Genomic DNA, 13,907 nt, shown 5'->3' on the forward strand with positions numbered 1-13,907 from the left:
GACGAGTGTGGGGCACCGCTCCTTTTTGATTGGTACGGCCAACAGAGTTATCGATAACAGCGAAATATTTTGGTTTAACGCCGGTGGTGCGTACCGCTGCCGGGTGGGCTGGTGTGCGGTGCCGGCCGCCGGCCTCCGGCTGCCTCGCGCCCGGCGGCCCTGGGTCCTGCCTGGTGGGAGCCCCGCGGCCGAAGGTCGGTTTCGATCAAGGCGGAACCGCAGGTCCTCCGGGTCGGGCGGCTGCTGCTCGCGGGCGGGGAGGGGCTGCTGGGACTGCTGGTGCACGTGAACAATGGATCACGTCAATATTGCCGGATTGTTACCTTTTCAACAGGCTCTCGCCTTGCAGATCGGCCGTCCGCCGCAATACGTTGCCGACAACAACAAAACCAAGTGAAGGTCCAACCTTCCGGAGGCAACGATGACGTTGGCGAGGTGGTACGAGCGATGAGCGACGTGCCGATCCTCCTTGAGATGCGTTCCATCACCAAGGAGTTCCCCGGAGTCAAGGCCCTCTCCGACGTCAACCTGGTGGTTCGCGCCGGCGAGATCCATGCCATCTGCGGCGAGAACGGCGCAGGCAAGTCCACGCTGATGAAGGTCCTCAGCGGGGTCTACCCGCATGGCACGTATGACGGCCAGATCATCTACCAGGGGTCGGAGAGCAAGTTCTCCGACATTCGGGCCAGCGAGAACGCCGGCATCGTGATCATCCACCAGGAGCTCGCGCTCATCCCGGACATGTCGATCGCCGAGAACATCTTCCTCGGCAACGAGCCACGCAAGTGGGGCGCGATCGACTGGAAGGCCGCGAACCGGATGGCGTTGGACCTGATGGCCCGGGTCGGCCTCCAGGAGGACCCGGACACCCTGATCAAGGACATCGGGGTCGGCAAGCAGCAGCTGGTGGAGATCGCCAAGGCGTTCGCCAAGGACGTCAAGCTGCTCATCCTGGACGAGCCGACGGCCGCGCTCAACGAGGCCGACTCCAAGCACCTGCTGGACCTGCTGCGCGGGTTCCGCTCACGCGGCATCACCTCGATCATGATCTCGCACAAGCTGAACGAGATCGAGGCGATCGCCGACCAGATCACCATCCTGCGCGACGGCCGGACGGTGGAGACGCTCGACGTCAAGGCCGACGGTGTCGACGAGGACCGCATCGTGCGGGGCATGGTCGGTCGCGAGCTGGGCAGCCGATTCCCGGACCACACCCCGAAGATCGGCGAGGTCTTCTTCGAGGTCCGCGACTGGAACGTGCGGCACCCGATCTCCGCCGACCGGCAGGTCTGCAAGAACGAGAGTTTCGTGGTGCGCCGCGGCGAGATCGTCGGCTTCGCCGGCCTGATGGGCGCGGGCCGCACCGAGCTGGCCATGAGCGTGTTCGGCCGCTCGTACGGGGTGTACGAGTCGGGCACGATCATCAAGGACGGCAAGGAGATCGTCCTGAAGTCGGTGGCCGACGCCATCGACCACGGGCTCGCGTACGTCAGCGAGGACCGCAAGGCGATCGGCCTCAACCTGCTCGACGACATCAAGGCGTCCACGGTGGCCGCCAAGCTGTCGAAGATCTCCCACCGCGGCGTGCTGAACCAGGTGGAGGAATACAAGGCGGCCGAGTCGTACCGCAAGGAGTTGCGGACGAAGGCGCCGACGGTCGACGAGGGCGTCTCCAAGCTCTCCGGCGGCAACCAGCAGAAGGTGGTGCTGGCGAAGTGGATGTTCACGGACCCGGACCTGCTGATCCTCGACGAGCCGACGCGCGGTATCGACGTGGGTGCCAAGTACGAGATCTACGGCATCATCCAGCGGCTCGCCGACCAGGGGAAGGGCGTCGTCGTCATCTCCTCGGAGCTGCCTGAGCTGATCGGGCTCTGCGACCGCATCTACACCGTGTTCGAAGGCGCCATCACGGGCGAGATCGCCCGGGCCGATGCCACACCGGAAAACCTCATGAAGCAGATGACCTCGACGAAGAAGATGCTGACACGATGAGCCGATTGAAGGACCTTCAGAAGAACCTGTTCGGAGGGACCACCTCCAACGCTCGCCAGTTCGGGATGATCTTCACCCTGGTGGCGATCGTCGTCCTGTTCCAGATCCTCACCGACGGCCTGACGCTGCGGTCGGACAACCTGATCGCGCTGTTCCAGCAGAACTCGTACATTCTGATCCTGGCCATCGGCATGCTCATGGTGATCGTCGCCGGGCACATCGACCTCTCGGTCGGGTCCGTCGCCGCCTTCTCGGGCATCCTCGTGGCGAAGGCGATGGCCGACTGGTCACTGCCCTGGCCCCTCGCCATCCTCTTCGGCCTCGGAGTCGGTGCCCTCATCGGTGCCTGGCAGGGCTTCTGGGTGGCCTACATCGGGGTACCGGCGTTCATCGTGACCCTGGCCGGCATGCTGCTCTTCCGCGGCGGCAACCAGTTCATCGGTAACGCCAACACCATTCCGGTGCCCGAGGGCTTCCGGCAGATCGGCTCCGGCTTCCTGCCCGAGTTCGGGCCGGACACCGGCTACAACAACGCCACACTGCTGCTCGGCCTCGCCGCGGCGGTGGCCGTGGTGTGGCGCGAACTCCAGGCGCGCAAGACCCGCCGCGAGATGGACGCCGACCCGGCGCCCATGTGGATCTCCATCCTGCGGATGGGCGTCATGGTCGGGGTCATCGCCTTCGCCGCGCTGCGCTTCGCCAGCGGTCGCGTCGGCACCAGCTTCCCGATCTCCGGCATCATCCTTGTCGCGCTCGTCATCGCGTACTCCTTCTACACCCGCAACACGGCAGGTGGCCGGCACATCTACGCGGTGGGCGGCAACTCCCGGGCGGCCGAGCTGTCCGGCGTGAAGCTCAAGCGGGTCAACTTCTTCGTCATGATGAACATGTCCGTCCTGGCAGCGCTGGCCGGCATGATCTTCGTGGCCCGTTCGGCGGCCTCCGGTCCGCAGGACGGCAACGGCTGGGAACTGGACGCGATCGCCGCGGTCTTCATCGGCGGCGCGGCCGTCTCCGGAGGTATCGGCACCATCAGCGGGTCGATCGTTGGTGGTCTCGTGATGGCCGTGCTCAACAACGGCCTGCAACTGATGGGCGTCGGCACCGACCGCGTCCAGATCATCAAGGGGCTGGTCCTGCTGCTGGCCGTCGCGATCGACGTCTACAACAAGAGCCAGGGTCGTTTCTCGATCATCGGAAGCCTGATGCGGCCATTCCGTCGCGAGGAATCCGGACCGCCCGCCTCACCGCCGGACGCGGAGCGCGAGCCCGCCAAGGCAGCGGTGTCCGGCTGAACGGCCACCGACCCTCACCACCCGTCTCCACCCTTTCCAGAAAGGCAAGTCCTCACCATGCGTAAATCCTTCGGCACGTCGGTGGTGGCCATCAGCGCCGCCGCCATGCTGGCCCTCGCCGGCTGCGGCTCCGGCCGTAGCGAGGAGTCCGGTGGCTCCAACGGAGACGCCAAGGGCTTCGCGGCGAACTCGCTGATCGGTGTCGCCCTGCCGGCCAAGACCTCGGAGAACTGGGTCCTCGCCGGCGACCTCTTCACCAACGGTCTCAAGGAGGCCGGTTTCCAGGCTGACGTGCAGTACGCCGGCGCGTCGACCACTGTCGCCGACCAGCAGGCTCAGATCACCGCCATGGTGACCAAGGGCGCCAAGGTCATCGTCATCGGCGCGACCGACGCCGCTCAGCTGTCGACCCAGGTCGCTGCGGCCCACCAGGCCGGCGTCAAGGTCATCGCCTACGACCGGCTCATCATGAACACGGCGGACCTCGACTACTACGTCGCGTTCGACAACTTCAAGGTCGGCCAGCTCCAGGGCCAGGCCCTGCTGGACGGCATGAAGGCCAAGAAGCCGAACGGCCCGTACAACATCGAGCTGTTCGCCGGCTCGCCGGACGACAACAACGCCACTGTCTTCTTCAACGGCGCGATGGACGTGCTCAAGCCGGAGATCGACAAGGGCAACGTTGTCGTCACCTCGGGTCAGAAGGACATCAAGCAGGCCGCCATCCAGGGCTGGAAGGCCGAGGGTGCGCAGGCCCGCATGGACCAGCTGCTGACCTCGACCTACGGCAACAAGGAGTTGGACGGCGTCCTCTCCCCGAACGACACGCTGGCCCGCGCGATCCTGACCTCGGTCAAGGGTGCTGGCAAGCCGATCCCGGTCGTCACCGGTCAGGACTCCGAGGTCGAGTCGGTCAAGTCGGTCGTGGCTGGCGAGCAGTACATGACGATCAACAAGGACACGCGGAACCTGGTCAAGGAGACCATCAACATGGTCAAGGCTCTCCAGGCCGGTGACAAGCCGCAGGTGAACGACACCGAGTCCTACAACAACGGCAGCAAGGTCGTCGAGACGTACCTCCTCCCGCCGGTCGCCGTCACCAAGGCGAACGCGGCCGAGGCGTACGCCAACGACCCGAAGCTCGCGCCGCTCACCAAGTAATTCTGTACCGCAGGTAATGCCGATGGGTCCCGGATCTCCTGTTCCGGGACCCATCGTCGTTCCGGCACCACCGGTGCCGAACCGGAAGGAGGTCTGACCGTGGCAACACCCGCACGGTCCGGACCCGCCGGAGTCGGCCGCAACCCCGAATCCCCACTGCAGTCGGTCCCCGGCGCGAGCCAGGAGGAGATCCGGCGGCAGAACCTCGGCGCCGTCCTGCGCTACGTCCACCTGCACGGACCGACGTCCCGGGCCGAGTTGACGAGCCGGCTCGGCCTCAACCGCAGCACAATCGGCGCCCTGGCTGCCGAACTGACCGCAAGTGGTCTGGTCACCGAGGAGGTGCCGACCACCGCTCGCCGCGCCGGCCGTCCCTCACTGGTGGTCAGCCCGCGCTCCGACCGCGTCTACGCAAACGCGTTGAGCATCGACGCGGACCGGCTGCGTGCCGCACGGGTCGGCCTGGGCGGGCGCATCCTCGACCTGCGGGAGGTCGTCCGACCCGGAGGCATGTCGGCGATCGACGCCGTCGGCCCCCTGGCCGACCTCGTCCGCGACATGGAACGCGCCGTCGCACCCGACACACTGCTCGTCGGCGGCGCGGTCGCCGTCACCGACACCACCCGCGATCCGGACGGCCGCATTCGGATCGCAAGCGTCGACGAGAGTCTGGGTGCCGCCCTCGACGCCGAGTTCGGGCCCGGCCCGGGTTTCGTGACCGGTGACCTGGCCGACATCGCCGGCCTCGCCGAGCACATCCGAGGCGTGGCAGCGGACGTCGACGACCTCATCTACCTGCACGGCGACGTGGGCATCAGCGCCGGCATCATCGTCGCCGGACGGCTGGTGATGGGCCACCAGGGCCACAGCGGCAAGGTCGGCCACATGGTGGTCAACCCGAACGGACTGCCCTGCGGCTGCGGCTCGCGCGGCTGTTGGGAGACCGAGGTCGGCGAGGCCGCCCTGCTGCGCCACGCCGGCCGGGACGCCGGTGACCGCGCCGCCGTGACCGAGGTGCTGGCCGCGGCAGCAGACGGCGACCCGAGGGCGAGGGAGGCCGTCGAGCAGGTCGCCGACTGGCTCGGCTTCGGCGTGGGCAACCTGGTGAACGTCGTCAACCCGGATGCCGTCGTGTTCGGCGGCTCGCTGCGCGACGTCTTCATCGCCGGCGCGGACGTCGTCCGTCGGCGGCTGGACACCATGCCGCTGCCGATCTCCCGTGAGCACCTGCGGCTGCAACCGGCGGCCCTCGACGAGAACGCCGTCCTGATCGGCGCCGCCGAACTGGCCTTCGACAAGCTGCTGGCCGACCCACTCAACGTCGGCGTCGCCGGCCAGCTGGGGTGCGCCGACTCGGCGTAGGTGCCCTGGCCCGGTGCTGTCGCTCCTACTGCCGAGGCGCGGGCAGTTCCTGCACCACGCTCGTGCCGCTGCCCGGCCGGGACTCCCAGGACCAGGTCTCGTCCAGCCGCAGCCGGCCGTCGGCAAGCACCGTCACCTCGGAGACGCAGTGCCCCGACGACGTCTGCCCCTCGGCGTTGAGTTGGACGTAGCGGAAGTCCAGCCGGTCGCCCTCGCGGGTGCCGACGAGGTAGCCGCGACGGATCGACCCCCCGGCGTACTCGGCCCAGACCTCGCCGGCCCGCTCGTGGTACGCGAAGACCGTCTCCGTTCCCACCTCGCCGGCCACCACATCTGCCTCGGCGGCGAAACGCCGACCGTCCAACGAGATCGTCATGCCGCCGAAGGTACTCGATCAACTGGTCCCGTATCTCCTACCGTATGTTGTACGGTAGGCGCCTTCGATGCGTCGGAAGGGGATGGATGTGACAACGAGCGGTGTGGCGATAGTCGCCGAGGGGCTACGGAAGCGGTATCGGGACCGGTACGCCCTGGACGGCTTCGACCTGCGGGTGGACGCCGGGACGGTGTGTGGCCTGCTCGGCCCGAACGGGGCCGGCAAAACCACGTCGGTACGGATCCTGTCCACCCTGCTGCGACTGGACGGAGGGCGGGCCGAGGTTGCCGGCTTCGACGTGACCCGCCAGCCCGACCAGGTGCGCTGCCGGATCGGCCTGGTGGGGCAGCACCCTGCGCTCGACGAGGCGCTCAGTGGCCGGCAGAACCTCGTGCTCTTCGGCCGGCTGTTCCAGCTCGGTCGCCGCCGAGCCGGCCAGCGTGCCGACGAGCTGTTGGAGCGGTTCCCCCTCGCCGACGTCGGCGAGCGACCGGTAACCACGTACTCCGGAGGCATGCGTCGTCGCCTCGACCTGGCCGCCGGCATGGTCCTGGCGCCTGCCGTGCTCTTCCTCGACGAGCCCACGACCGGGCTGGACCCACGGGGCCGTAACGAGGTGTGGGCTTCGATCCGGGAGCTGGTCCACGCGGGCATCGACCCGGTGCCCTCGTGGAGGTGCTGCGGGCGCTCGACGCCGCGCCCTTCGTCGTCCCACCCTGGACGACGTGTTTCTGCGCCTCACCGGACGCGGTGTCGCCGAGGAGGTGGCAGCGTGAGCGTGACCCTGCCCTCGACGGTGGACCTGACGCCAGGCCGACCCGCTCCGCTGGCCGACAGCGGCACGCTCGTCTGGCGCGGCCTGGCCCGGTGGCGCCGCGATCCAAGCCCGTTGGTCGCTTCGCTCGGTTTCAACATCCTGATCGTGCTGATGTTCGCGTACCTGTTCGGCGGGGCGTTGCAGGTGCCCGGCGGTGGCAGCTACCGGGAGTTCCTGATGCCCGGCATGTTCGTGATGACCATGGTGTTCGGCATCAGTCTCACCACGATCGCCGTCGCCGAGGACCTGGAGCGCGGGGTGACCGACCGGCTTCGTTCGATGCCTGTCGCACCACTTGCCCCCCTCGTCGCCAGAGCCGTGACCGACATGCTGTTCGCCGTGGTCACCCTGGCGGTGCTGCTGGTCACGGGCCTCGCGGTGGGCTGGCGGGCGCACGGCGGGACGGGCGCCACGCTGGGCGCGGTGGGGTTGATCCTGCTGTTGCGGTTCGCCCTGGTCTGGGTCGGCATCTTCCTCGGCCTGGTCACCCGCGGTCAGTCGGCCGTGGTCGCCGTGCAGACCCTGGAGTTCCCGCTCGGCTTCCTCTCCAACGCGTTCGTCGCACCGGCCACCATGCCGGCCTGGCTCGGCGCGGTGGCCGAGTGGAACCCGCTTTCGGCGACTGTCGGGGCCGCCCGCGAGATGTTCGGCAACCCCGGCTGGGGCGGCGACTCCTGGGCGGCGCAGCACTACCCCTGGTTGGCCGTGGCCTGGCCGATAGTGCTGGTCGCCGTGTTCCTCCCACTCTCGGTCGCCCGTTACCGGCGGCCGGCCGGCTGAGTAGTGGGCGGGTGCGCCCCCGGTGGGCCCGGCCACCGGGGGCGCGTCGGTCAGCCCCCGGGACGCAACACCCGCGACGCGGCGGCGGCGTTGTCGGCGGCGGCCTGGCTGCGCTGGGTGCCGGTTACGCAGACGTCGTCGCCGATGAACGCCTCGCGCCACACGTAGCCGGCGACGCAGGTGTGCGGCCCGTACGGGCCGCTGATCCAGCGGCTCGCCGCCGAGGCGTTGTCGGCGAGCACCTGGGTACGCGTCGCCCCCGTCACGCAGACGTAGTCGGACTGGTCGGCGTCGCGCCAGACGTACCCGCTGACGCAGGTGTTCGGGCCGGCCACCAGTCGGGCCGGGTTACGCCGCGACGCGGCGGCGGCGTTGTCGGCGGCGGCCTGGCTGCGCTGCGTGCCGGTTACGCAGACGTCGTCCCCGGCGTACGCCTCGCGCCACACGTAGCCGGCGACGCAGGTGTGCGGCCCGTACGGGCCGTTCACCCAGCGACTGGCCGCCGAGGCGTTGTCCGCCCACACCTGGCTCCGGGTGGTGCCCGTGACGCAGACCAGGTCGCCGGGGCGGGCCTCGCGCCAGACGTACCCCTGCAGGCAGCGGTTGACCACATCGGTGGTCACGGTCACCGATGCGGCGTTGCCGGAGATCCAGTTCACGCCGATCTGGACGCCGTTGGCGTTGAGCGACTGGGCCGGCCCGCCGCCCGGGCCGGTGCGGAGCAGGGTGGGGGTGCCGTCGCGGACCTCGTGCAGCAGCACGGTGTCGGCGGGGATGCCGGCGCTCCAGCCGGTCTTGCGGCGGAACTCGACGGTGTAGTAGTGGAAGAGGTCGGCCGGGTCGAACGGGATGCGGATCAACTGTGGGCCGGTCGCGCCGGGCGCCTCCAGCGGTGCCATGGTGAGGGTACGCGAGCCGACCCCGTCGGCGGCCATGGTGAAGATCCGGTTCTTGGGCAGCCAGCCCAACTCGTCGCGGTTGGGTCCGTTGAGTCCGACGGCGCTGGTGCCGTAGTTCGCGGTGGTGAACGCGAAGATGTGCATGGCGCTCATCTCGTCCCACGGGTCGTCGTACTCGCCCGGCTGGGACCAGGACGCGTTCTGGTAGGTGGTGTCGTTGGAGAACGAGTGCCCCAGGTTGTAGCCGTGCAGCATCTCGTGCGCGGCGAAGCCGACGTTCCAGGCGCCCGGGTCGAGCAGCACCCGCCCGCCGGACGCACCCGAATCCACCCAGTCGTTGAGCATGACCGCGATCCGGTTGCCGGCCGGAACCGTGTAGCCGGCGGTCGCCGCGGTGTCCACGCAGCGCTGGATCCGGGTGCCCCGGTTGATCGACTGGAACTGCGCCAGCGTGTACGGCATGGTGTACCAGCCTCGGACGACCGACCCGGCCAGCGATACCCGTCCGCCGGACTGGTCGGCCAGGTAGTCCGCCACCCCGCCGGTGCCGATCCCGGCGGCGGTGAGGAAGTTGGCGAAGTGCGTCGGCGTTCGCGGCTCGGCCGGCTTGTCGCTGAACTTGCACAGCAGCACTGACCAGGCGGTGGCGTTGCGGATCGGACTGGCGGCGGCCGGGGCGGCCGGTAGCGCCACCGCACCGGCCATGGCGCAGGCGAGCGCCACGGCCGACGCGGCGACCCGACTGAGGATTCTGGACTTCACGCGTGCGCTCCCATCCCTGCGGCCCGCCGGACGCGGGCTCACGGTCCACATCGGAGCACTGATCGAGATCGGACAGACGCGTTCAGTCGCGTTGGCGACCGGCCTGGAATCCGACTCCGTGGGCCGGGTCATGTCGGTGGCCCGTCGCCCGGCTACGCGATCCGGCGGATCCGGCGCACCGCGAGATAGAGCAGGATCAGGGCGAGAGCGACGAAGATGCCCGTCTCGATGCCCTGGAACAGCCAGAATCGGTCCGCCGGCTGGTAGAGCTGCCAGTTGTACGCCCCGGGCTGGAGGCCCAGTTCGGCGCCGCAGGCTCGGCCGTCCGGGCCGCTGCCGCCCGATGGGCACTGGATCCGCGTATCCTCCGCCACCATCGTCCCATCGGCGTTCCGGATCCCGAGGGAGAGGATCCAGTCACCACGGTCGCCCTCCGGCGCCCCGACACCCTCGATCGGAAAGGTCTGCGTGCGGGCCGGCTGGTAGTGCGGGCGGGCCAGCAGTTCCACCGCCGCTCGTACCCCGATGAAGCCGGCCAGGGTGATGCCCATGGCCGGAAGCACCCGCTTCGACGCGGTGCCGGCGAAGATGCCGAGCGCCACCGCGAACAGGGTGTATCCGATCGGGACGATGCCCTGCAGGTCGAAGACGATCAGCCCGAGTCGACCCTCCCGGGCGGCTTCGGTCAGCGGTGCGACCCACCACGACATGCCCAGCCCGTAGCCGATCGCGAGGAGCAGCACCGCGGCGCCGACCAGCCCGAACTTCACCAGCGCCCAGTGGGTACGGCCGACGCCCTGGGTCCAGACGAACCGGTGGGTGCCCTGCTCCACCTCGCGTGCGACGAGCGGGGCGCCCCAGAACAGGCCGACCAGTACGGGCAGGGTGATCAGCAGGACGGCCACCAGGTTGAGGCTGCCGTACCTGTTGCTGAAGCGGTGGAAGGACGCCTCGCAGGTCTCTCGCGTCGCCTGGGCGACGTTCGCGTCGTTGAGCTGACGTACGCAGTCGGCCAGGCCGAGGTCGGCGAAGGTGCTCCGCATCGACAGGCCGATGGGCACCAGGGCCGCGGCCAGCACCACGAACCCCAGCAAGGTGTAGAGCGCCTGCTTGCGGTGTTGCCGCCAGGTCAACCAGATCATGCCGGCACTCCCCACTCGCTGTGGCTCGTCCGGGTGGCGCCGTCGGCCAGGTGGGCCAGGACGACGTCCTCCAGGCTGACCTCGCGCACCGTCCAGGAGGGATCGGTGATCGGGCCGTCGGTGCGGACCAGCAACGTGGACTGTCGGTCGGTGTGGCTGGCCCGGACGATGGCGGCGACGCCCCCGATCGGGCCGCCATCGTGCCGTGGGCCGACCAATTGACGGTGCTCGGCCACCAGATCGTCGACACCGCCGGCGAGCTGCACCTGGGCGGCGTTGAGCACGATCAGGTAGTCGCAGACGCGTTCCAGGTCGGCCAGTAGGTGCGAGGAGAGCAGAACGGTGGTCCCGGCGTCTGCCACGCTGCCCATCAGCGACTGGAGGAACTCCCGCCGGGCCAGCGGGTCGAGGCTGGCCACGGGCTCGTCGAGCAGCAGCAGCCGAGGCTGCTTGGCCAGCGCCAGCGCGAGGGCCACCTGGGCTCGCTGCCCGCCGGAGAGTTTGCCGACCGGCCTGTCGGGCGGTATCCCGAGCTGTGCCAGCCGGGTACGGGCCAGCGCGGCGTCCCACCGCCGGTTCAGCTTGCCGCCGGCCGTGACCAGCTCGGCGGCGGTGAAGTCCCGGTACAACGGGGTGTCCTGGGCGACGAACCCGATGTCCGCCAGTCCTTCCGTGTCGCCGTACGGCGACCGGCCGAACACCCGCACCGCGCCCGCGTCGGGCTTGAGCAGCCCGACCGCCAGGTGCAGCAGTGTGCTCTTACCGGCGCCGTTGGGCCCGACCAGCGCGGCGATCCGGCCGGCGGGCAGGTGCAGCGAGCAGTCCCGCAACGCCCACGTGCCGCCGTACCGCTTGCCCAGCCGGTCGGCCTCCAAGACCATGTCCATCTCTGTCCTCTCGTTCCGCTATGCGGGTTCCTTCTGCGGGGCGTCGTCGGCGAGGGTGGCGCGCAGCGTGGTCTCCACCAGGGCGATGACGTCCTCGGCCGTGAGGCCGGCGGCCTGCGCCCGGTGCAGCCAGGCGACCAGGTCGTCGCGCAGCTCGGCCTGGTTGGGCAGGGAGGCGCCGGCCAGGGTGCGCTGGACGAACGTGCCCACCCCTGGTCGGCCGCCGACCAGACCCTCGATCTCCAACTCCCGGTACGCCTTGAGCACCGTGTTCGGGTTGATCGCCAGGGACTGCGCGACGTCCCGCACCTTTGGCAGCTGATCTCCCGGCGACAGCAGGCCGACCCGCAGCGCCTGTTTCACCTGCTGCACGAGCTGCATGTAGGTGTTCACCTTCGACCGGCTGTCCAGCACGAACTCGATCACTCGGGATGATCCCTTCTATTGTCCTACGACAGTAGGACTAATAGACAGCTTCGGCGGATGGCGCAGCGCTGTCAAGGGCATCGCGGCGAGTCGCCGCCGATCCCACCCGATCCGGTGTGGCACGTCCGGGCCACACGTTGGCACCGAAGGGCCAAGCGGCCGGGAAGGGAACGGGCACGCGATCCCACGAAGACAGGAGGTGTTCGGTGGTCACCAACGAAGTCAGGGCGACGACGGCGACGCCGTTGCAGATCGCCCGCGCCCGGGGCCGGATACGGGGGCGGCTGATCCTGCTCGGTCCGGCGTTCGTCGCCGCCGTCGCCTACGTCGACCCGGGCAACTTCGCCACCAACTCCGCCGCCGGCGCCCGCTACGGCTACCTGCTGGTCTGGGTCGTGGTGGTGGCCAACCTGATGGCCATGCTGGTGCAGACGCTCACCGCCAAGCTGGGCCTGGCCACTGGTCGCAGCCTTCCCGAGCTGTGCCGGGAACGCCTGCCCCGACCGCTGAACCGGGTGATGTGGGTGCAGGCCGAGCTGGTGGCGATGGCCACCGACCTGGCCGAGGTGATCGGTGGCGCGGTCGCCCTGTACCTGCTCTTCGGCATCCCACTGCTGCCCGGTGGCATCATCATCGGCACCTGCGCGTTCGCCGTGCTCGCCCTGCGCTCGCGGGGCTTCCGCGCCTTCGAGATCGCCATCGCGATCGGGCTCGGCATCATCGTCCTGGCCTTCGCGGCCAACCTGCTCGCCGCCGGCTCCGACCCGGGCTCCGCCGTGGCCGGCCTGGTGCCTCGGCTCCAGGGCACGGACAGCGTCCTGCTGGCCGCCGGCATCCTCGGCGCCACAGTCATGCCGCACGTCATCTACGTCCACTCGGCTCTGACCCGGGACCGCATCCCCGCCGCCGACGACACCGAGCGCCGTACGCTGTTCCGTGGCCAGCGGACCGACGTGCTGCTCGCCCTCACGGCGGCCGGCGCGGTCAACCTCGCCATGCTGCTGATCGCCGCGGCCAGCTTCCGCGGCGGCGGCCCGGCCGGCGCCGACAGCCTGGAAGGCGTGCATGGCGGTCTCGGCGAGACCATCGGCACCGCCGCCGCGTTCGGCTTCGCCATCGCCCTGCTGGTCTCCGGCCTCGCCTCCACAAGCGTCGGCACCTACGCCGGCGAAGTGATCATGCAGGGCTTCCTGCGCCGACGGATCCCGCTGCTGCTGCGCCGACTCGTGACCCTGCTGCCCGCGCTGGCAGTGCTCGCCATCGGCCTCGACCCCACCCGCGCTCTCGTGCTGTCGCAGGTCATCCTGAGCTTCGGCATCCCGTTCGCGCTGATCCCGGTGGTCGCCTTCACACGCCGGCGCGACCTCATGGGCAACCTGGTCAACCACCCCCTCACCACCGCCGCCGCATCGCTCGTGGCCCTGCTGGTGGTCGCGCTGAACGCGTTCCTGCTCTGGCAGGTCGTCGCCGGCTGAACCGCCCGCTGTGCCGCCGTCGTGCGGCGCGAGCGTGAGGCCTGTGAGTCCGAGCCGGCCGGGCGGTCGGTTGCCGCCGCCGTCCGCGTGATGTCTGTGAGTCATCAAAATGACTCACAGACATCACCGCGTCGGGGAGGGGCCGGGCCCGGCCCGGCTGGCTGGGTCTCGGTCAGGTCCGGCGGCCCTCGTCGCGGGTGGGGATCTCCTGGCGCTGTTCGAGGGCGTCCGCCGGGTTGGCGTCGGCCGGAAGGGTCGTGACCTCCTCAAGCGTTCCCGCCGGCAGGGCGCCCTGCTCGGCCAGATCCGCCTCGGACGCCTCCGGGTCGATGTCACCAGACACCCGGTCCGGCGGCCCGTAGTCGACGGCGTTCTGCCGTTGCTCAAGCGCATCCGCCTCTGGGGGAGGAAACGCCGCGTCCTGTTCATCCCGGTACGTGCTCATCGGAGCCTCCTGCCCGGCGGGTGTCGACAGGACGCCGGGCCGCTGCCTACCCGGCGCCGCCGAGCGCATGCCCGGAGATCACATC

At 69.6% G+C, this 13,907-nt stretch carries 12 protein-coding genes and 1 pseudogene; 7 read left to right on the top strand and 6 right to left on the bottom strand.

Going from position 1 to position 13,907, the window contains the following annotated elements; genetic code table 11:
• The first annotated feature begins 447 nt into the window (after window positions 1–447).
• The 4 genes from mmsA (at window position 448) to ACPXB1_RS16125 (ending at window position 5,813) form a co-directional block, all read left to right on the top strand.
• Window positions 448–1,995: a multiple monosaccharide ABC transporter ATP-binding protein gene (gene mmsA, locus ACPXB1_RS16110; RefSeq protein WP_355595518.1), complete on the top strand. Its 1,548-nt coding sequence runs from the start codon at window positions 448–450 to the stop codon at window positions 1,993–1,995.
• Complete coding sequence (gene mmsB, locus ACPXB1_RS16115) at window positions 1,992–3,290, top strand: multiple monosaccharide ABC transporter permease (RefSeq protein ID WP_053652775.1); 1,299 nt, start codon at window positions 1,992–1,994, stop codon at window positions 3,288–3,290. Before mmsA ends, mmsB begins: the two co-directional genes overlap by 4 nt.
• A 57-nt stretch (window positions 3,291–3,347) precedes the next feature.
• The gene (locus ACPXB1_RS16120; protein WP_355595516.1) at window positions 3,348–4,451 is read left to right on the top strand and encodes a sugar-binding protein; all 1,104 of its coding nucleotides are present in this window, start codon (window positions 3,348–3,350) and stop codon (window positions 4,449–4,451) included.
• Between the two features lie 156 nt (window positions 4,452–4,607).
• Complete coding sequence (locus ACPXB1_RS16125) at window positions 4,608–5,813, top strand: ROK family transcriptional regulator (RefSeq protein ID WP_355595534.1); 1,206 nt, start codon at window positions 4,608–4,610, stop codon at window positions 5,811–5,813.
• A 25-nt stretch (window positions 5,814–5,838) separates the two neighbouring features.
• Here ACPXB1_RS16125 and ACPXB1_RS16130 read toward each other — a convergent pair whose 3' ends face one another.
• Entirely contained in the window at window positions 5,839–6,189 is a 351-nt protein-coding gene (locus ACPXB1_RS16130) for a hypothetical protein (protein ID WP_355595514.1), read from the bottom strand.
• 82 nt (window positions 6,190–6,271) lie between these two features.
• Between ACPXB1_RS16130 and ACPXB1_RS16135 the strand changes: the two are divergent.
• Window positions 6,272–6,842, top strand: a pseudogene (locus tag ACPXB1_RS16135) (ATP-binding cassette domain-containing protein); the annotation flags it as partial.
• A 125-nt stretch (window positions 6,843–6,967) separates the two neighbouring features.
• Window positions 6,968–7,786 (top strand): ABC transporter permease, encoded by an 819-nt coding sequence (locus tag ACPXB1_RS16140; protein ID WP_425735493.1) that lies wholly within the window; start codon window positions 6,968–6,970, stop codon window positions 7,784–7,786.
• A gap of 50 nt (window positions 7,787–7,836) precedes the next feature.
• Here ACPXB1_RS16140 and ACPXB1_RS16145 read toward each other — a convergent pair whose 3' ends face one another.
• The 4 genes from ACPXB1_RS16145 to ACPXB1_RS16160 form a co-directional block, all read right to left on the bottom strand.
• Window positions 7,837–9,447, bottom strand: coding sequence for a hypothetical protein (locus ACPXB1_RS16145; protein WP_355595512.1), 1,611 nt, complete (start codon window positions 9,445–9,447; stop codon window positions 7,837–7,839).
• Between the two features lie 152 nt (window positions 9,448–9,599).
• Window positions 9,600–10,589: an ABC transporter permease gene (locus ACPXB1_RS16150; protein WP_355595510.1), complete on the bottom strand. Its 990-nt coding sequence runs from the start codon at window positions 10,587–10,589 to the stop codon at window positions 9,600–9,602.
• Window positions 10,586–11,476 carry an ABC transporter ATP-binding protein gene (locus ACPXB1_RS16155; protein WP_355595508.1) on the bottom strand — a complete coding sequence of 297 codons (891 nt, stop codon included), beginning with the start codon at window positions 11,474–11,476 and terminating at the stop codon, window positions 10,586–10,588. The genes ACPXB1_RS16150 and ACPXB1_RS16155 overlap by 4 nt, the downstream gene beginning before the upstream one ends.
• 18 nt (window positions 11,477–11,494) lie before the next feature.
• A complete protein-coding gene (locus tag ACPXB1_RS16160; protein ID WP_355595506.1) occupies window positions 11,495–11,902 on the bottom strand; it encodes a GntR family transcriptional regulator in 408 nt (135 codons plus the stop codon).
• 206 nt (window positions 11,903–12,108) lie between these two features.
• Here ACPXB1_RS16160 and ACPXB1_RS16165 point away from each other — a divergent pair, with 206 nt between their 5' ends.
• On the top strand, window positions 12,109–13,377 hold the full coding sequence (locus ACPXB1_RS16165; protein WP_355627991.1) for an Nramp family divalent metal transporter: 1,269 nt from the start codon (window positions 12,109–12,111) through the stop codon (window positions 13,375–13,377).
• A gap of 172 nt (window positions 13,378–13,549) precedes the next feature.
• On the opposite strand, the gene ACPXB1_RS16170 is transcribed toward ACPXB1_RS16165, so the two are convergent.
• The gene (locus ACPXB1_RS16170; protein ID WP_355595502.1) at window positions 13,550–13,822 is read right to left on the bottom strand and encodes a hypothetical protein; all 273 of its coding nucleotides are present in this window, start codon (window positions 13,820–13,822) and stop codon (window positions 13,550–13,552) included.
• Between the last annotated feature and the right edge of the window lie 85 nt (window positions 13,823–13,907).

The organism is Micromonospora sp. DT68 (assembly GCF_049847245.1).
Taxonomy (GTDB): domain Bacteria; phylum Actinomycetota; class Actinomycetes; order Mycobacteriales; family Micromonosporaceae; genus Micromonospora; species Micromonospora profundi.